We start from the raw sequence: 17,937 nt of genomic DNA, 5'->3' as shown, positions 1-17,937 counted from the left end.
GCCCCCGAATCGCCGGATCGATCGGATCGATCGGACAACAAGCCTGTCCAACCCCCATCCGGCCCCCGATCCTGAAATGCTGGACCCCTCGCACGGGTGGGCGCGGAGCCGTTGTGGGCCGCGGACGGGCGACATCGGGCTGTGGGGGGCCGAACATCGTGGAGGACAGGGTGCGGGTGGTCATCGCCGAGGATTCAGTGCTGCTCAGGGAGGGCCTGACCCGGTTGCTGACCGACCGGGGGCACGACGTCGTCGCCGGGGTCGGTGACGGCGAGGCGCTGATCAAGACCATCACGGAGCTGGACGCGCAGGGCGAGCTGCCGGACGTCGTGGTCGCCGATGTGCGGATGCCGCCGACGCACACCGACGAGGGGGTGCGGGCCGCGGTGCAGTTGCGCAAGGCGCACCCGGGGCTCGGCGTGCTGGTGCTGTCGCAGTACGTGGAGGAGCGCTACGCCACGGAGCTGCTCGCCGGGTCCAGTCGGGGCGTCGGCTATCTGCTGAAGGACCGCGTGGCCGAGGTGCGTGAGTTCGTGGACGCGGTGGTGCGGGTGGCCGAGGGCGGGACGGCCCTCGACCCGGAGGTCGTCGCGCAGTTGCTGGGCCGCAGCCGTAAGCAGGACGTGCTCGCGCGGCTGACCCCGCGGGAGCGTGAGGTGCTGGGGCTGATGGCCGAGGGGCGGACGAACTCGGCGATCGCCCGGCAGCTCGTGGTCAGCGACGGGGCGGTCGAGAAGCACGTCAGCAACATCTTCCTGAAGCTGGGGCTCTCCCAGAGCGAGGGGGACCACCGCCGGGTGCTGGCCGTGCTGACGTACCTGAACTCCTGACCGGCCGACCAGTCCCCGACCGAACCACGGGGCGGGCGCGGAGCGTCTTGAAGGAGAGCACCCGGGAGGAGAGCATCGGAGATCACCGGAGATCACCGGGGATCGGAAAACAGGACAAGTCAGGGCGCGCGATCGTCTCAAAGTCGTGTCCAACATGCGAATGACCCGAAGAAGGCGACCCTTGCGGTCGTAGTGTTGATCCTGGGAACGCCTGCGGGAAGGCCTTCCCGGACAGCCGCCTCGAGGGAGGTCCAGTTCAGTGACCAGCCAGGTCAGTAGCCCAGCGGAGCAGGCCGACGAAGCAGTCGTAGGAGAGCAGCGCAAAGCGGGGGGCGCGAAGGACGTTCGCCGCCTCGACCGGGTGATCATCAGGTTCGCGGGGGACTCGGGTGACGGTATGCAGCTCACCGGTGACCGTTTCACCTCGGAGACCGCGTCGTTCGGCAACGACCTGTCGACGCTGCCGAACTTCCCGGCCGAGATCCGGGCGCCCGCCGGGACCCTGCCGGGCGTGTCGTCGTTCCAGTTGCACTTCGCCGACCACGACATCCTCACCCCGGGTGACGCGCCGAACGTGCTGGTGGCGATGAACCCGGCCGCGCTGAAGGCGAACATCGGCGACCTGCCGCGCGGCGCGGAGGTGATCGTCAACACGGACGAGTTCACCAAGCGGGCGATGCACAAGGTCGGCTACGACACCAGTCCGCTGGAGGACGGGTCGCTGGACGGCTACCAGGTCCACCCCGTGCCGCTGACCACGCTCACCGTGGAGGCGCTGAAGGAGTTCGACCTCACGCGCAAGGAGGCCGAGCGCAGCAAGAACATGTTCGCGCTGGGTCTGCTGTCGTGGATGTATCACCGGCCCACCGAGGGCACGGAGAGATTCCTCCGCTCGAAGTTCGCGAAGAAACCCGACATCGCGGCGGCCAACATCGCCGCCTTCCGGGCCGGCTGGAACTTCGGCGAGACCACCGAGGACTTCGCCGTCTCCTACGAGGTCGCCCCGGCGGCCGCGGCGTTCCCGCCGGGCGTCTACCGCAACATCTCCGGCAACCTCGCCCTGTCCTACGGCCTGATCGCCGCGTCCCGGCAGGCGGACCTGCCGCTGTACCTGGGCTCGTACCCGATCACGCCGGCCTCCGACATCCTGCACGAGTTGTCCAAGCACAAGAACTTCGGGGTGCGGACCTTCCAGGCCGAGGACGAGATCGCCGGTATCGGCGCGGCCCTGGGCGCGGCCTTCGGCGGATCCCTCGCGGTGACCACCACATCCGGCCCGGGTGTGGCGCTGAAGTCGGAGACCATCGGTCTGGCCGTCTCGCTGGAGCTGCCGCTGCTGGTGGTGGACATCCAGCGCGGTGGCCCGTCGACCGGTCTGCCCACCAAGACCGAGCAGGCCGACCTGCTCCAGGCGATGTTCGGGCGCAACGGCGAGGCCCCGGTCCCGATCGTCGCGCCCCGTACGCCCGCGGACTGCTTCGAGGCGGCCCTGGAGGCCGCCCGGATCGCGCTGACCTACCGGACCCCGGTGTTCCTGTTGTCCGACGGTTATCTGGCCAACGGCTCCGAGCCCTGGCGCATCCCGGACCTGGAGGAGCTGCCGGATCTGCGGGTGCAGTTCGCGCAGGGCCCCAACCACACCCTCGACGACGGCACCGAGGTGTTCTGGCCGTACAAGCGCGACCCGCAGACGCTGGCCCGCCCCTGGGCGATCCCGGGCACGCCGGGTCTGGAGCACCGGATCGGCGGCATCGAGAAGGAGGACGGCACGGGCAACATCTCCTACGCCCCGGCCAACCACGACTTCATGGTGCGCACCCGCCAGGCGAAGGTGGACGGCATCGAGGTCCCGGACCTCGACGTGGACGACCCGCACGAGGCCAGGACCCTCGTTCTCGGGTGGGGCTCGACGTACGGGCCGATCACGGCCGCGGTGCGGCGGCTGCGGCGGGCCGGGGAGTCGATCGCGCAGGCGCATCTGCGCCACCTCAACCCCTTCCCGAAGAACCTGGGCGCGGTCCTCGAGCGTTACGACAAGGTGGTGATCCCCGAGATGAACCTCGGGCAGCTCGCCACGCTCATCCGGGCGAAGTACCTGGTGGACGCCCACTCGTACACCCAGGTCAACGGTATGCCGTTCAAGGCGGAGCAGCTCGCCACGGCTCTGAAGGAGGCCATCGATGGCTGAGACGTCCACACAAGGCACGGGCACCATCGAGGCGCTTTCCCTCGTCCCCAAGGCCGAGGGCAGGCAGTCGATGAAGGACTTCAAGTCGGACCAGGAGGTGCGCTGGTGCCCCGGCTGCGGCGACTACGCCATCCTCGCCGCGGTGCAGGGCTTCATGCCCGAACTGGGGCTGGCGAAGGAGAACATCGTCTTCGTCTCGGGCATCGGCTGCTCCTCCCGCTTCCCGTACTACATGAACACCTACGGGATGCACTCCATCCACGGCCGCGCCCCGGCCATCGCCACCGGCCTGGCCAGCTCCCGCCGCGACCTGAGCGTGTGGGTCGTCACGGGTGACGGCGACGCGCTGTCCATCGGCGGCAACCACCTCATCCACGCCCTGCGCCGCAACGTCAACCTCAAGATCCTGCTGTTCAACAACCGGATCTACGGTCTGACCAAGGGCCAGTACTCGCCGACCTCCGAGGTCGGCAAGATCACCAAGTCGACGCCGATGGGCTCGCTGGACGCGCCCTTCAACCCCGTCTCGCTCGCGATCGGGGCGGAGGCGTCCTTCGTGGCGCGGACGGTCGACTCGGACCGCAAGCACCTGACGGAGGTGCTGCGACAGGCCTCCGCCCACCAGGGCACGGCCCTGATCGAGATCTACCAGAACTGCAACATCTTCAACGACGGCGCCTTCGACGCCCTCAAGGACAAGCAGCAGGCCGAGGAGGCCGTGATCCGGCTGGAGCACGGCAAGCCGATCCGCTTCGGCGGCGACCTGGCCAAAGGTGTCGTACGGGACCCGGTGACCGGTGATCTGAAGGTGGTGGCGGTGACGCCGGACAACGAGGACCAGGTGCTCGTCCACGACGCGCACGCCGAGTCCCCGACCACGGCGTTCGCGCTGTCCCGCCTCGCCGACCCGGACACCCTGCACCACACCCCGATCGGTGTGCTGCGCTCCGTCGACCGGCCCGTCTACGACACGCAGATGGCCGACCAGCTGGACAACGCGATCGAGCAGCACGGCAAGGGCGACCTTGCCGCGCTGCTGGCGGGCGGCGACACCTGGACGGTCGTCGGCTGAGCACGGCCGCGCCGTACGGCTACGAGGCCCGGGACTGCTGGGAAGCGGCCCGGGTCTCGTCGTATGCCCGGCGGGCCTTCTCCACCTCGTCCATGCGCCGGTGCGTCCACTGCGAGAGCGCCCGCACCTGCTCGGCGGCCTCGCGGCCCAGGTCGGTGAGGGAGTAGTCGACGCGGGGCGGGATCACGGGCTGGGCGTCGCGGTGGACGAGGCCGTCGCGCTCCAGGGTCTGGAGCGTCTGCGTGAGCATCTTCTCGCTGACGCCCCGGCCCCCGTAATCGCTGATCGCCCGGCGCAGCTCGCTGAACCGGTACGGCCGGTCCAGAAGCTCGATCAGCACGAGCACGCCCCAGCGGCTGGTGACGTGCTCCAGCACCAGCCGGTACGGGCACAGGGCCTCGCCATCACTTACTGCCATGCCAGTACCTTACTTCAAAGTGGGTACTTTCCAAGAGTTAGCGCTCCTCCTAGGGTTAGTGTCATCGCACCCCACAAGGAGTCAGCCCCATGAGCATCATCGTCACCGGAGCCACCGGAAACCTCGGCCGTCACGTCGTGGAGCAGCTGCTGGAGAAGGTCCCCGCCGAGCAGATCACCGCGGTCGTCCGCAACGCGGAGAAGGCCGCCGACTTCGCGGAGCGCGGTGTGAAGATCGCGCTGGCCGACTACAACGCGCCCGCTTCCTTCGACGGACTGTTCTCCGCCGGCGACAAGGTGCTGCTCGTCTCCGGCAACGAGTTCGACAAGGGCCGTGTGCAGCAGCACAAGGTCGTCATCGACGCCGCCAAGGCGGCCGGTGTGGCCCTGCTCGCCTACACCAGCGCCCCGGGCACGCTGACCGCCGCGCTCGCCGACGACCACCGCGGCACCGAGGAGCTGCTGCTGGACTCCGGCCTGCCCTACACCCTGCTGCGCAACGGCTGGTACCACGAGAACTACACCGAGAACCTCGCCCCGGTGCTGGAGCACAACGCGGTCGTGGCCGCCGCCGGTGAGGGCAAGGTCTCCTCCGCCGCCCGCGCCGACTACGCCGCTGCCGCCGTCGCCGTGCTGACCGGCGAGGGGCACGAGAACAAGACGTACGAGCTGGGTGGCGACACCCCGTGGAGCTTCGCCGAGTACGCGGCCGAGCTGAGCCGCCAGACCGGCAAGGAGATCACCTACAACCCGGTCTCGACCGAGGTGCTCACCGGGATCCTGACCGGCGCCGGCCTGCCCGAGCCGCTGGCGCAGACGCTCGCGGGCGTGGACGCCTCCATCGAGAAGGGCGAGCTGGTCGTCTCCACCGGCGATCTGTCCCGGCTGACCGGCCGTCCGACCACCCCGTTCTCCGAGGCCATCACCGCGGCGCTCAAGGGCTGAACTCCCCCGTCGGGCCCTTGAACGCCAAGCCCCCGGCTGTCATGACCGTATTCCGATACGGCCATGACAGCCGGGGGTGCTCGGCGTTACCGTCGTGCAGCGGAACACCACGTACGGAGGAGGGGCCCGTGAGCGGCAAGCCGAGGGGTGAGCGGCACATAGGACTGCTGAACGGCTTCGCGGCCTACGGGATGTGGGGCCTCGTGCCGCTGTTCTGGCCCCTGCTGAAACCCGCCGGAGCGCTGGAGATCCTGGCCCACCGGATGGTGTGGTCGCTGGTCTTCGTGGGCGCCGCCCTGCTCGTGCTGCGCCGCTGGGCCTGGGCCGGCGAGCTGCTGCGGCAGCCGCGCAGGCTGGGCCTCGTCGCGGTCGCGGCGACCTTCATCACCCTCAACTGGGGCCTGTACATCTGGTCCGTGAACTCCGGGCACGTCGTCGAGGCCTCGCTGGGGTACTTCATCAACCCGCTGGTCACCATCGCCATGGGTGTGCTGCTGCTGAAGGAGCGGCTGCGGCCGGTGCAGTGGCTGGCGGTCGGGACCGGCGGCGCGGCCGTCGTCGTGCTGACCGTCGGCTACGGCCGGCCTCCGTGGATCTCCCTGGGCCTCGCCTTCTCCTTCGCCACGTACGGGCTGGTGAAGAAGAAGCTGAACCTCGGCGGCGTGGAGTCGCTGGCCGCCGAGACCGTCGTTCAGTTCCTGCCCGCGCTCGGCTTCCTGGTGTGGCTGACCGCGCGGGGCGACTCCACCTTCGCCGCCGAGGGCGCGGGGCACGCGGCGCTGCTCGTCTCGGCCGGGATCGTCACCGCGCTGCCGCTGGTCTGCTTCGGCGCGGCCGCCATCCGCGTGCCCCTGTCCACGATCGGCCTGTTGCAGTACCTGACGCCGGTCTTCCAGTTCCTGCTCGGCGTCTTCTACTTCCACGAGGCGATGCCGCCGGAGCGCTGGGCCGGGTTCTCGCTGGTGTGGCTGGCACTGACACTGCTCACCTGGGACGCCCTGCGCACCGCCCGCCGGGCCTCCCGCGCACTCACCAGCGAGATCAGCGTGCCCAGCACCACCAGGACCACCGGCACGATCAGCGCCGCCCGGAACGCCGACAGCGTGGCCTCGGGGCCGGACCCGGTGGACGCCAGGCCGTAGACCGCGGTCACCGCCGCGATGCCGATGGCCGAGCCGAACTGCGTGGCGGTGGTCAGCAGCCCGCCGGCCAGGCCCTGCTCCGACCCGGTGACCCCGTCCGTGGCCGCGATCGTCAGCGGCCCGTAGGCCAGGGCGAAGGCGAGGCCCGAGAGGAACAGGGTGGGGAACATCGCGGCGTAGGACCAGTCCATGCCGACCGGCAGGAACAGCACGTACGCGATCACGGCCAGGACGAAGCCGCCGACGATCACCTGGGCGTTGCCGAAGCGGGCGACCAGCCTCGGGGTGAGCGTCGGGGCGAGGACGGCGTCGACGCCCATGACGATCAGGGCCACGGCCGTCATGAGGGGCGACCAGCCGCGCAGCTCCTGGAGGTAGAGCGTGACGACGAACTGGAAGCCGAAGAAGGCGCCGAGGAAGAGCAGCGCTCCCAGGTCGGCGCGCACGACCGGGCCCTGGCGCAGGATGCCGAGGCGGACGAGCGGATCCGGGCTGCGGCGTTCGACCACGACGAAGGCACCGGCCAGGGCGAGCGCCACGAGACCGGAGAGCACGGTGAGCGGCCAGTCGCGCAGGCCGTGTTCGAGGCGTATGACGGTGTAGGCGGCCAGCAGCATGGCGCCCGCCGCGGTGATCACGCCGGGCAGGTCGAACCCGCGCCGGCGTGCGGGCGGGCCGTCCTGCCGGGGCACCAGGCGTACGGCCGCGACGAGCAGCGCCGCGGCCAGCAGCACCGGCGCGAAGAACACCCAGCGCCAGCCGAGCTGGGTGAGCAGACCGCCGATGACCAGGCCGAGGGAGAAGCCGGCCGCGCCCGTGCCGGCGAAGACCAGCACGGCCTTGTTGCGTTTCGGGCCTTCCTCGTACGAAGTCGTGATCAGGGAGAGCGCGGCTGGGGTCATGAACGCGGCGGCGACGCCCGTGACGAAGCGGGCGACGACCAGCATCCAGCCCTCGGTCGCGAAGCCGCCGACGCCCGAGAAGGCGAGGAAGACGGCCAGCCAGAAAAGGAACATCCGCCGCCGTCCGAGCAGGTCGGCGGCCCGGCCGCCCAGCAGCGTGAAGCCGGCGTAACCGAGCACATAGCCGCTCATCACCCAGGCCGCGGTGTCGGTGGCCAGCCCGAGGTCGGAGCGGATGGCCGGGATCGCCACCGCCATCATCGCGACGTCGATGCCTTCGAGGAAGATCGTTCCGCAGAGGACGAACAGCAGCGCCCAGGCACGGGTGCCCATGAATCAACACTCCCCTTGTCAGGATCGGTTACGCAAGTGAGGGTCGGTTCCCCCTTGTAACCACGACCACCCTGCGGCAGCATCGACAAACATGGAAGTAGGCACTTCGAAGTCACCGAGTAACTGCCAGAGCACCGTGGACCACGGCGACGCCGACCCCTTCCAGTGGGACACGCGCGAGGACTGCCAGGTCCGGCAGATCCTCGACCGGATCGCCGACAAGTGGTCGCTGCTCGTCATCGCACTGCTGGACAACCGGCGGCTGCGCTTCACCGAGCTGCGCCGGGAGATCGACGGGGTCAGCCAGCGGATGCTGACGGTGACCCTGCGGTCGCTGGAGCGGGACGGTCTGGTGAAGCGGACGGTGCACCCGGTGGTGCCGCCGCGGGTCGAGTACGAGCTGACCTCCCTCGGCAGGACGCTGCACACCACCATCCAGTCCCTGGTGGCCTGGACGGAGCGGCACCAGGAGGAGATCGCGGCGGCCCGCAGCGCGTACGACGCCCGCGATGCGGAGGCGCGGGCCGCGCAGGCCCCGGCGTCCTGACGGGCCGCGGAGCTACGGCGTCCCGGAGCCCGGCGGGACCGGTGCGCCCGGCGCTCGGCGGGACCGGTGCGCCCGGGCCTTCTCGCGGTTGCCGCAGTGCTCCATCGCGCACCAGCGGCGGCGGCCCGGGCGGGAGGTGTCGACGAAGAGCAGGTAGCAGTTGTGGGCGCCGCACTCGCGGACGCGGTGTGCGTAGGGGCCGGTGAACAGGTCGATCGCGTCCCGGGCGATCGTGGAGAGCAGCTGGGCTCCGGTGGCGCACGGGGCCCAGGCGCGGGTGCCGTCCGGCTCGATGCGGGCGACCAGCGGGGGGCCGGCCGCGGCGGCGTTGACGACGTCCAGGTGGGCGGCGCGCAGCGGGCGGCCGTGGGCGCGGTCGGCGGCGAGCGGGAACACGGCGTCGCGCAGGGTGCGCACGCGCTCCAGCTCGCCCTCGGTGACGGTGATGTCCAGGCCGTCCGGGAGGCGGCTGCGCACGGTCCAGGCGACCAGGTCGGCGGGCTCGTGCAGCACCTCGTAGCGCGCGAACCGGCCGGGGCCGCCCGTCGTCAGCAGCTCCAGGCACAGGGCGCCGGGGTCGAAGCGATAGGCCTTCCCCTGGTGGGAGACCAGCGTCAGTCCGGGTGTCCGATCCGGCGTTTCCCCTGCGCGTCCACTCATGTAACCACTATAACTGGTTACATGACACAGACCCCGGCATCACCCGCACCCCTGCACTGGAAGATCGTCATCGACGCGAACGACCCGCACATGCAGGCCGACTTCTGGGCCGCCGCCCTCCGCTACGAGGTCGAGGACAACAGCGCCCTCATCGAGAAGCTGCTCGGCTTCGGCGCCCTGCCCGAGGAGGCCACGGTCGAGTTCCACGGCCGCCGCGCCTTCCGGGACCTGATCGCCGTACGGCACCCCGAGGACCCGTTCGAGGAGGAGAGCGGGACCGGGCTGGGGCGGCGGCTGCTGTTCCAGCGGGTGCCGGAGGCGAAGACGGTCAAGAACCGGCTCCACCTCGATCTGCACCCGGGCGAGGGACGGCGCGAGGAGGAGGTCGCACGGCTGGAGGGGCTCGGTGCGCGGGTGCTGCGGCGGGTGGCGGAGCAGGGCGGCGAGTGGGTCGTGATGGCGGACCCGGAGGGGAACGAGTTCTGCGTGCAGTGACCTTCCCGTCCAGCGCGGGCGGTCCGGTCTCCACCATCTACCTGGCCGAATAGGTCTCTTGACGGAGAGTCAGTACCAGCTTCACCATCCAGGCACCCCATTCACTGTGGGCTGCCTGTGGACACCCCACGGGCTTCCCGAAGGAAGTCGGAGCCCCCACATGAAGCTCTCCGTCTCCGCGCGTGCCGTGGCGGCCGGTGCCGTGGCCACCGCCATGCTCCTGACCGGCGGGGCCGTGGCGGACGCCGCGTCCGCTCCCCCGAGACCGGCCGCCGCGCCCGACATACCCCTGGCGGGCGTCAAGGCCCACCTGTCCCAGCTCCAGTCGATAGCGACCGCCAACGGCGGCAACCGCGCGCACGGCCGCCCCGGCTACAAGGCCTCGCTCGACCACATCAAGGCCAAGCTGGACGCGGCCGGATACACCACCACCGTCCAGCAGTTCACCGCCTCCGGCCGCACCGGCTACAACCTGATCGCCGACTGGCCCGGCGGCGACGCGAACCGGGTCGTGATGGCCGGCTCGCACCTCGACAGCGTCTCCTCCGGACCCGGCATCAACGACAACGGCTCCGGCTCGGCCGCCGTCCTGGAGACCGCGCTCGCCGTGTCCCGGGCGCAGTACAAGCCCGCCAGGCACCTGCGGTTCGCCTGGTGGGGCGCGGAGGAGCTCGGCCTGGTCGGCTCCCGTCACTACGTCAACCGGCTGACCACCGGGGACCGTTCGCGGATCAGTGCCTACCTGAACTTCGACATGATCGGCTCCCCGAACCCCGGCTACTTCGTCTACGACGACGACCCGGCGATCGAGAAGACCTTCAAGGAGTACTTCGCCGGCCTCGGCGTCCCGACCGAGATCGAGACCGAGGGCGACGGCCGCTCCGACCACGCACCCTTCAAGAGCGCGGGTGTGCCGGTGGGCGGCCTGTTCACGGGGGCGAGCCGGACGAAGACGGCGGCGCAGGCGGCCAAGTGGGGCGGCACGGCCGGGCGGGCCTTCGACCGCTGCTACCACTCCTCCTGCGACACCACCGCCAACGTCGACGACACCGCCCTCGACCGCAACAGCGACGCCGTGGCGCACGCGGTGTGGGAGCTGTCGCGGTAACGGCGCCTACTGGTTGCGGGCGCGTTCGGTCAGGCGGCCCATGCGGGCGCGGGCCGACTCCAGTTGCTCGATCTCCTCGGCGGCGGGGCCGTCCTCGGCGGCGAGTTCGGTCCACAGGCCGATCAGGTCCCGGCCCAGCTCCAGTCCCACCGCCGGGTCACGCACCGCGCGCCATGCGGTGGCGGCGCTCTGCACGCTGCCGTAGGCGGCCTCCGCGTCGCCGGAGCGGCGGTGGGCACCGGCCAGGTCGAGGGACAGCCGGAAGGCACGGAGCGGGTCGCCCGCCAAGTAGGCGACGTACGCGGTGAGTTCGCGCAGCCGGAGCACCTCGGGGTGCTCCGGCCCGAGCGTCCCCGACGCCTCCGCGACGGTCTGGTCCGCCAGCCCGGCCGCCGTGTCGATCCGGCCCTCCTTGACGGCCTCGTTGATCCGCGCGATCGGCTCCGCGAGGAGGACCGGGGCGCCCGGGGCGCCGAGGGGTTCGTCGCCGAGCATGGCCTCCGCGACGGCGTCGAAGCCCCGGACGGGAGTCGGCTTGGCGTCGGCTTCGGCCGCGAGCAGCTCCGCTTCGGACATCGGCAAGGGTTCCCGCGTGCGGTTCGGCCCCGGGCCGGTTCCGGGTACGGGGAGCGGCCTGGCGTCCATGAGCGGAGGCGGCCCGAACTCGCCGGTCGGGGGTGCGACGGTGCCGGGGGGTGTGGCCGGGCCCGGTGGTGTRTCCTCCGGCTCGGGGAGTGGCGCCTCCGGTGCGGTTCGCGGCTCGAACCCCGGTGGGGGCTGATCGGCCGGCTGCGGCTCGGGGACCGCCCGCAGCGGGAACGTCGGGGCCGTACGAAGGCCGGGCTCCGGTACGGGGCGCAGGACGTGCGTGGCCCTGTCGTCCTGCGGCTGCTGCTGCTCCGGCGCGGGCGGCGTCGCTCCGGGCGGCTCCGTCACCGCACCCGCTGCGGGCGTTCCCGCGGCGGCTACGGCGTCCTCCGGCGGCGCCGTGCGGACCGGCTCTGCGGTGAAGCGGCTGGAGCCGTCCGGGTCGACCCGGAGCGGCACGACGTAGCCGATGCGCTCGTCGTGGACCGTGGCGAGGACGGGATGGCCGGTGGCGAGGGCGATGTGGTGGAGGCGGTTCAGGACGGCCCGCTGGATCTCCTCGCCCGGGGCCGCGAAGACGGGGACACCGCCGACCGACGCACCGTCGGAGACACCCCCCGCGCCGGCTCCCGGCCCCGCTCCCGCCGGGTCCGTTCCGGCCCCGGGGACACGGACGTCGATCGGCGCCGCCGGGGTCGCCGCGTGCGCGGCCTGCTTCTGTTCCCGCTTCTTCTCGCGGCTGAGTCGAGCCATCGTTCCCTCATTCGGCGTCGTACACCTGGTGTCGAGTGTGTCCGCTCGCTCCGGTTTCTCACGTCACCGCGGTGTCACAGGCTCGTCCCAAGGGTTCCTGGTCCCGGCATGGATCGTTCCGGATGGCATGAGGATCGAGAGTACGAGGGAGGAGAGGGGCATGCAGACAGGCATGCGACAGGGGCCGGAGATCTGGATCCGCGGCCCGGTGACCACCCAGGAGCCAGGGGCGCCGGGGCCCGCTCACGCCCATGCCGCGGCACGGTGCTTCTCCTGGGTCGGCACACACGGCGGCGCGGGCGTCTCCACCCTCGCCGCGGTCTACGGCGGTCATGACAGCGGCCGCGCCTGGCCCGGGCCGGGCGACCCGGCGTCGGTGCTGCTGGTCGCGCGGACGCACGCGGCCGGGCTGGACACGGTCGCCGGGGCGGTGGAGATCTTCCGGCGCGGTCAGGCCCCGCCCGGGCTGGACCTCGACGCCGTCGTCCTCGTGGCGGACGCTCCGGGCCGGCTGCCGCGGCCGCTCGCCCAGCGGATCAGGTCCCTGGAGTCGGTCATCGACGTGTACCGCGTGCCGTGGGTGCCGGCCTGGCGGCTGGGCGAGCAGGGGCATCCGCCGCGCGAGACTTCGGCCCTGGTCCGGCTGACGGGAGCGGCGCGCTGACGGCGGTGCCCCTGTCGGCCGGGGAGATCGCGGCGCGCGTACGGGCCCGGGAGCTGCGCGCGGTCGACGTGGTCGCGGCGGCGCTGGAGCGGATCGAGCGGGCCGATCCGGAGCTGTGCGCGTTCGTCGAGGTGTGGCACGAGGAGGCGTTGCGGCGGGCGGGCGAGCTGGACGCGCGCCTCGGCCGACGGGCCGGGGATGTCCCCCGAAAGGGGGAAGCGCTGCCGCTCGCCGGGGTGCCGATCGCCGTGAAGGGGCGGCACGGACTGCGTGCGGCGGGGCCGCTGCTCGCGGCGGGTTGTGTCGCCGTGGGCGCGACCTCCGTGCCCGGGCCGGGGACGCCCTGGCAGACCTGGGGGCTCGGCGCCCGTGGCCGGACGGTCAATCCGTGGCGGGCGGACCGTACGCCGGGCGGCTCGTCGGCCGGGGCCGCGGTGGCGGTGGCGGCCGGGCTGGTCCCGCTGGCGACGGGCAGCGACGGGGCCGGTTCGGTGCGGATCCCGGCGGCGTGGTGTGGGGTGACCGGCCTGAAGACCACGGCGGGGCGGCTGCCCTCCGCCGACCGTACGGGGCTCGCCGTGCAAGGTGTGCTCGCCCGCTCGGCGTCGGACGCGGCGAGCTGGTGGCGGGTGGCGTCGGAGGAACCGGTGCCGACCGGCACGCCCCTGCCCGTCACCGCCGTCTGGTCGTCCGACCTGGGTTTCGCCGGGCCCGACCCGGAGCCCGTCGCGCTCGCCCGGGCGGCCGTCGAACGGCTCGTGGCGGCGGGTGTCGTACGGCTCGTACGGCCGCGGGCGCCGCTGCGGCTCCTGGACCCCGGGCCCGCCTGGCTCGCCCTGCGCACACCCGGTGCCGATCCGGGCGAAGCCCACCGCGTCCGGGCGGAGAACGACCGCCGCCTGGCCGGGCTGTTCGCCGAGGCGGAGCTGCTGCTGACGCCGACCACGCCCACCGCACCGCACGGGCACGACGGCCCGGGCGATCGCTACTCCACCTCTCTCACCTGGGCGTTCAACCTCAGCGGGCATCCGGCGCTGAGCCTCCCGGCGGGCTTCGGCGGCGACGGCTGCCCGGCCGGGCTGCATCTGGTGGCGCCGCACGGCCGGGAGGCGCTGCTGCTGGGCGTCGCACGGGAGGCGGAGGCGCGGGTCGGGAGTTGACGGGCGGCCTTGGCGGATGACGGGCGGCGCTGGCGGTTGACGGGCGGCCCTGGCGGTTGACGGGCGACGCTGTGGTTGACGGGCGGCCCTGGCGGTTGACGGGCGACGCTGTGGTTGACGGGCGGCCCTGGCGGATTTGGATGCATGCGCATATGATGCATGCGCGCGTAATTGATGTGCGCCTATCTTCTGGGGGGACACCCATGACCCGTCGCTTCCTCTTCGTCCTGGGCAGTGCCCGTGCCGACGGCAACACCGAGCTGCTCGCCCGCCGGGCCGCCGAGCAACTGCCCCCGGACGTCGAACAGCAGTGGATCGACCTCTCCGAGCATCCGCTGCCCGACTTCGAGGACCTGCGGCACGACAGCGACCACGTCCGTCCGACCGAGGGCAACGTGGCGCTGCTGCTCGACGCCACCCTCGCGGCCACGGACATCGTGATCGCCTCGCCCCTGTACTGGTACTCGGTCTCCGCACAGACCAAGCGCTACCTGGACCACTGGTCGGGCTGGCTGCGCACGCCCGGCCTCGACTTCAAGGCGACCCTGGCCGGACGCACCCTGTGGGGCGTCACCGCGCTCGCGCACACTCAGCCGGAGGTGGCCGACCCGCTGGTCGGGACGCTCAACAACTCGGCCGCGTACATGGGGATGCGGTTCGGCGGGGTGCTGCTCGGCAACGGCAGCAAGCCGGGTGACGTGCTGAACGATACCGAGGCGCTCGCCCGCGCGAAGACGTACTTGGAGCAGGAGGCGCCACTGGCCCGGTTCGTGTACGAGGACTGAGCGCTACGAGGACTGAGTGCGACGAAAGGCTGAGTGCTACGAAAGGCTGAGCCCTACGCGGTGATGTCCTTCGTCGTGAAGCGCGCCCAGGCCGCCGAGCCGAACACCACCGCGTACAGGGCCTGCAGGCCGAGGTTCTTCGTCAGGTCGTCCCAGTAGACGGGCTCGCGCATGAGGTCGGCGAAGGACAGCCAGTAGTGCGAGAAGAAGTACGGCTGGAGGGCGTGCAGTTGCGGGATCTGGTCGAGGATCTGGACCGTGATCAGCAGGCCGACGGTGGTCGCCATCGCCGCGATGCCGCTGCCCGTGAGCGTCGAGACGAACAGTCCGAGCGCGGCGACGCCGATCAGTGACGCGGCGACGGCCAGGGCGATCAGCAGGGCTCTGCCCAGGCCCTCGGCGAAGCTGATCTGCGTGCCCGAGATGGTCGTCAGGTCGCCGAGTGGGAACAGCAGCGCGCCGACCGTCAGCGCCGAGACGGCCACGACAAGGGTGGCGGCCAGGCAGAAGATGACGACGGTCGCGTACTTGGTGAGCAGCAGACGGCTGCGGCCGGCCGGGGCGACAAGGAGATAGCGGAGCGTGCCGGCGTTGGCCTCGCCGGCGATCGCGTCGCCCGCGACGACACCGATCGCCATCGGCAGGAAGAACGGGAGGGTGGCGGCCAGCGCGGTGAAGACGAGGAACAGGCCGTTGTTGGTGATCTGCGAGATGAAGGCCGGTCCCCCGCCGCCGCCCCCGCCGGGCGACGAACCGTCGCTCGTCTCCATCTTGACGGCGATGCCGACCAGGACGGGAACGGCCGCCAGCACGGCCAGCAGCGCGAGGGTGCGCCAACGCCGGAAGGTGGTGGTGAGCTCGCTGCGCAGCAGCCCGAACGTCCACAGCGGGCTCACCGGCCGTACGCTCTCCACGACTTCAGCCCGCGACATCGAAGCCCTCCCCGGTCAGTGCCACGAACGCGTCCTCAAGCGAGGCGCGTTCGACCGTGAAGCCGCGTACGCGCACACCGGCCGTCACCAGCGCGGTGTTCACGTCGGCGAGGTCGCGGTCGGGTGGTTCGCCGGTCACCCGCTCGTCCGTGACGACGACATCGCTCACGCCCTGCTCCTTCAGCACCCGGGCGGCCTCCGCCGGGTCCGGCGTGGTCACCACCAGCCGGCCGCGCGCCCCGGCGGACAGCTCGGCGACCGGGCCCTGGGTGATCAGACGGCCCTGCGTCATCACGGCGGCGTGCGTGCAGACCTGCTCGATCTCGTCGAGCAGGTGGGAGGAGAGGAAGACGGTCGTGCCCTCCGAGGCCAGCTCCCGTATCAGGGCGCGGATCTCGCGCATGCCCTGCGGGTCGAGGCCGTTGGTCGGCTCGTCGAGCACGAGCAGCCGGCGCGGCTGGAGCAGCGCGGCCGCGAGGCCCAGGCGCTGTTTCATGCCCAGCGAGTACGCCTTGGCCTTCTTGCCCGCGGCGGCCGTCAGGCCCACCCGGTCCAGCGCGGCGGCGACCCGGGCCCTCCGGGTGCGCGGATCGGCGGCCGGGTCGGCGGAGTCGTAGCGGATCAGGTTGTCCCGGCCGGAGAGGAAGCCGTACAGAGCCGGGCCCTCGATGAGGGCGCCGACGTGCGGCAGCACGGCGCGGGTGGCCCGGGGCATGGGCCGCCCGAGCACCCGTGCCGTGCCGGAGGTGGGCTCGATGAGGCCCATCAGCATGCGGATGGTGGTGGTCTTTCCGGAGCCGTTGGGGCCGAGGAAGCCGAAGACGCTGCCCGCGGGGACGGTCAGGTCGAGGCCGTCGACGGCGAGCTGTCCGCCGCGGTAGCGCTTGGTGAGCGCGCGGGTGGCGATGACCGGTTCCACGGCGGACAGTTCGCCCATCGGCTTCCTCGTTCTCTCGACCTCGCGACGTCCCGAACCCGTAGGGACTTACTTGCCGGCGTCGGCCGCCTTCACGAGCGCGTCCTTGGTGACCATGCCCACGTAGACCTTGCCGTCGTCCGTGATCAGGGCGTTGACCAGGCGGGTCGAGAAGACCGTGCCCGAGCCGAACTTGCCGGTCACCTTGTCGCCGAGCGAGTCCACGAAGCCGCCGAGGTCGCCGCCGCCCTTGCCCGAAGGCACGCCCTCGCCGCCGGTGTCGAAGGTGGCTATGGAGTTCCAGCCCTCGCCGATGGTCTTCATGCCGCCGAGGCCCTTGCCGAGGCCCTCCTCGGACTTGGGGGCGTGCTTGCGTGCCTCGCCCTTGTCGAAGCCCTTGTGGAAGCCCTTGCCGAAGCCCTTCTCAGCGCCCTTGCCGGCGTCCTTCTCCTCGGTGACCTTCGCACCCTTGGGCGGGGTGAAGTCGAAGGTCGACGCGGCCGGCTTGGCGAAGCTGACCTGGGTGAAGCCCGCGTCGACGACGGCGGCGCCACCGCTCGCCGGGGTCAGCGTGAACTTCAGCGGCATGCCGGTCTCGGAGTCCACGGCCACGGTGATCGCACCGACCGTCGTGCCGGACTGCTTCGGCTTGATGAGCAGCTTGTAGGCGTCCCGGCCGGCGACCTGGGCGGTGCCGTCCACGGTCACGGAGGTCGTGTCGTCGGCTGCCTTCAGGGCCTCCTCGGCGAAGTCCTTCGGCGTGGCCGGCGGCTGCTGCTCCTTCCCCTTCTCGTGCTTCGGGCTCTCGGAGGCGGTGCCGTGGAAGACCTCGTTCGACTTGCTGTCGTAGCCCCAGACGTCCTTGCCGTTGTGGACGAGGCTGTACTCGGCGGCGTTCTCCAGCAGCGACAGCTTCTGCTTGTCCGGGCCGTCGGCCGCGACGCGCAGGGTGTGCGTGCCGGAGGCCAGTTCCGTGAGCTTGGCCGTCGGGTCGGCGGAGGAGCCGCCCTCGCCCCGGCCCGCGGCGCCGGACATCAGGCTGCTCTCCAGGCCGCCGAGGTCCGGCAGGCCGAGGTCCGTGCTGATCTTCACCGTGCCGGACAGCTGCTGGACGTCCGACGTGGCGATCTTCTCGATGAGCTGCTGGGCGGTGATCTTCGGAAGGTCGGGGTCACCGGAGTCGGCGAGTGCGGGGACCAGCCCGATCGTCGCGGCCGCCACCCCCATCACCGTGACCGGGACGACGTACCGCGCGGCTTTGCGCCGCCCGGAGCGCTGCTCGTCGACCTCCCCGCCGGTCGTGCTGTCGTCGGATGCGTACGGTGCCATGTGTGCCCTACCTCCGTGGTCGGCGGCGGCTGTCCGTGTCGTCCACGCACTCGTCCCTGTGCCGCCATTCTCACCCGAACTGGTGAGGAGTGGTGTTTTCCGTGGTGTCCATCTGACCAAATCGGCCAGGGAGATACGTCAGACCCCGGGCTCAACTCCACGTACTGCTGC

At 71.5% G+C, this 17,937-nt stretch carries 17 protein-coding genes and 1 pseudogene; 11 read left to right on the top strand and 7 right to left on the bottom strand.

What is annotated here, in order from left to right:
- Positions 1-170 precede the first annotated feature (170 nt).
- The 3 genes from CA983_RS11205 (at position 171) to CA983_RS11195 (ending at position 4,090) form a co-directional block, all read left to right on the top strand.
- A complete protein-coding gene (locus CA983_RS11205) occupies positions 171-830 on the top strand; it encodes a LuxR C-terminal-related transcriptional regulator (protein WP_279628428.1) in 660 nt (219 codons plus the stop codon).
- A 259-nt stretch (positions 831-1,089) separates the two neighbouring features.
- Positions 1,090-3,018: a 2-oxoacid:acceptor oxidoreductase subunit alpha gene (locus CA983_RS11200; protein WP_086600737.1), complete on the top strand. Its 1,929-nt coding sequence runs from the start codon at positions 1,090-1,092 to the stop codon at positions 3,016-3,018.
- Positions 3,011-4,090, top strand: coding sequence for a 2-oxoacid:ferredoxin oxidoreductase subunit beta (locus CA983_RS11195; protein ID WP_086600736.1), 1,080 nt, complete (start codon positions 3,011-3,013; stop codon positions 4,088-4,090). The genes CA983_RS11200 and CA983_RS11195 overlap by 8 nt, the downstream gene beginning before the upstream one ends.
- Before the next feature lie 19 nt (positions 4,091-4,109).
- Here CA983_RS11195 and CA983_RS11190 read toward each other — a convergent pair whose 3' ends face one another.
- Positions 4,110-4,508, bottom strand: coding sequence for a winged helix-turn-helix transcriptional regulator (locus CA983_RS11190; RefSeq protein ID WP_086600735.1), 399 nt, complete (start codon positions 4,506-4,508; stop codon positions 4,110-4,112).
- Between the two features lie 89 nt (positions 4,509-4,597).
- Between CA983_RS11190 and CA983_RS11185 the strand changes: the two genes are divergently transcribed.
- Both CA983_RS11185 and rarD read left to right on the top strand, forming a co-directional pair.
- Positions 4,598-5,452 carry an SDR family oxidoreductase gene (locus CA983_RS11185; RefSeq protein ID WP_086600734.1) on the top strand — a complete coding sequence of 285 codons (855 nt, stop codon included), beginning with the start codon at positions 4,598-4,600 and terminating at the stop codon, positions 5,450-5,452.
- Between the two features lie 128 nt (positions 5,453-5,580).
- Complete coding sequence (gene rarD, locus CA983_RS11180; protein WP_341866660.1) at positions 5,581-6,594, top strand: EamA family transporter RarD; 1,014 nt, start codon at positions 5,581-5,583, stop codon at positions 6,592-6,594.
- An 80-nt stretch (positions 6,595-6,674) separates the two neighbouring features.
- Here the strand turns inward: rarD and CA983_RS11175 are convergent.
- Positions 6,675-7,754: pseudogene (locus CA983_RS11175) on the bottom strand (MFS transporter); the annotation flags it as partial.
- A 166-nt stretch (positions 7,755-7,920) separates the two neighbouring features.
- On the opposite strand from CA983_RS11175, the gene CA983_RS11170 reads away from it, so the two are divergent.
- The gene (locus CA983_RS11170) at positions 7,921-8,376 is read left to right on the top strand and encodes a winged helix-turn-helix transcriptional regulator (protein WP_086600733.1); all 456 of its coding nucleotides are present in this window, start codon (positions 7,921-7,923) and stop codon (positions 8,374-8,376) included.
- Positions 8,377-8,388: 12 nt separating this feature from the next.
- Here the strand turns inward: CA983_RS11170 and CA983_RS11165 are convergent, their stop codons facing one another.
- Positions 8,389-9,036 (bottom strand): CGNR zinc finger domain-containing protein, encoded by a 648-nt coding sequence (locus CA983_RS11165; protein ID WP_086600732.1) that lies wholly within the window; start codon positions 9,034-9,036, stop codon positions 8,389-8,391.
- 21 nt (positions 9,037-9,057) lie between these two features.
- Here CA983_RS11165 and CA983_RS11160 point away from each other — a divergent pair, with 21 nt between their 5' ends.
- Together CA983_RS11160 and CA983_RS11155 are read left to right on the top strand one after the other, a co-directional pair.
- Entirely contained in the window at positions 9,058-9,531 is a 474-nt protein-coding gene (locus CA983_RS11160) for a VOC family protein (protein WP_086600731.1), read from the top strand.
- 160 nt (positions 9,532-9,691) lie between these two features.
- Positions 9,692-10,639 (top strand): M28 family metallopeptidase, encoded by a 948-nt coding sequence (locus CA983_RS11155; RefSeq protein WP_086600730.1) that lies wholly within the window; start codon positions 9,692-9,694, stop codon positions 10,637-10,639.
- 6 nt (positions 10,640-10,645) lie between these two features.
- Here CA983_RS11155 and CA983_RS11150 read toward each other — a convergent pair whose 3' ends face one another.
- Positions 10,646-11,980 (bottom strand): hypothetical protein, encoded by a 1,335-nt coding sequence (locus tag CA983_RS11150; protein WP_086600729.1) that lies wholly within the window; start codon positions 11,978-11,980, stop codon positions 10,646-10,648.
- A 160-nt stretch (positions 11,981-12,140) separates the two neighbouring features.
- Between CA983_RS11150 and CA983_RS11145 the strand changes: the two genes are divergently transcribed.
- From CA983_RS11145 to CA983_RS11135, 3 genes are all read left to right on the top strand, one after another.
- Positions 12,141-12,644 (top strand): DUF6668 family protein, encoded by a 504-nt coding sequence (locus tag CA983_RS11145; RefSeq protein WP_086600728.1) that lies wholly within the window; start codon positions 12,141-12,143, stop codon positions 12,642-12,644.
- A gap of 5 nt (positions 12,645-12,649) precedes the next feature.
- Positions 12,650-13,804: an amidase gene (locus tag CA983_RS11140; RefSeq protein ID WP_086600727.1), complete on the top strand. Its 1,155-nt coding sequence runs from the start codon at positions 12,650-12,652 to the stop codon at positions 13,802-13,804.
- Positions 13,805-14,007: 203 nt separating this feature from the next.
- Positions 14,008-14,589 (top strand): flavodoxin family protein, encoded by a 582-nt coding sequence (locus tag CA983_RS11135; protein WP_086600726.1) that lies wholly within the window; start codon positions 14,008-14,010, stop codon positions 14,587-14,589.
- 53 nt (positions 14,590-14,642) lie between these two features.
- Here the strand turns inward: CA983_RS11135 and CA983_RS11130 are convergent, their stop codons facing one another.
- Genes CA983_RS11130 through CA983_RS11120 form a run of 3 tightly spaced genes read right to left on the bottom strand, consistent with a single transcriptional unit; the run spans position 14,643 to position 17,766 of the window.
- On the bottom strand, positions 14,643-15,521 hold the full coding sequence (locus CA983_RS11130) for an ABC transporter permease (RefSeq protein WP_086600725.1): 879 nt from the start codon (positions 15,519-15,521) through the stop codon (positions 14,643-14,645).
- On the bottom strand, positions 15,508-16,458 hold the full coding sequence (locus CA983_RS11125) for an ABC transporter ATP-binding protein (protein ID WP_086600724.1): 951 nt from the start codon (positions 16,456-16,458) through the stop codon (positions 15,508-15,510). The genes CA983_RS11130 and CA983_RS11125 overlap by 14 nt, the downstream gene beginning before the upstream one ends.
- Positions 16,459-16,506: 48 nt before the next feature.
- Complete coding sequence (locus CA983_RS11120; RefSeq protein ID WP_086600723.1) at positions 16,507-17,766, bottom strand: LolA family protein; 1,260 nt, start codon at positions 17,764-17,766, stop codon at positions 16,507-16,509.
- Positions 17,767-17,937: the final 171 nt, after the last annotated feature.

This window comes from Streptomyces swartbergensis (genome assembly GCF_002148965.1).
GTDB lineage: Bacteria > Actinomycetota > Actinomycetes > Streptomycetales > Streptomycetaceae > Streptomyces > Streptomyces swartbergensis.
Note: the sequence above shows the minus strand (reverse complement) of the source record. Positions and strands in the feature narration are given on the sequence as shown.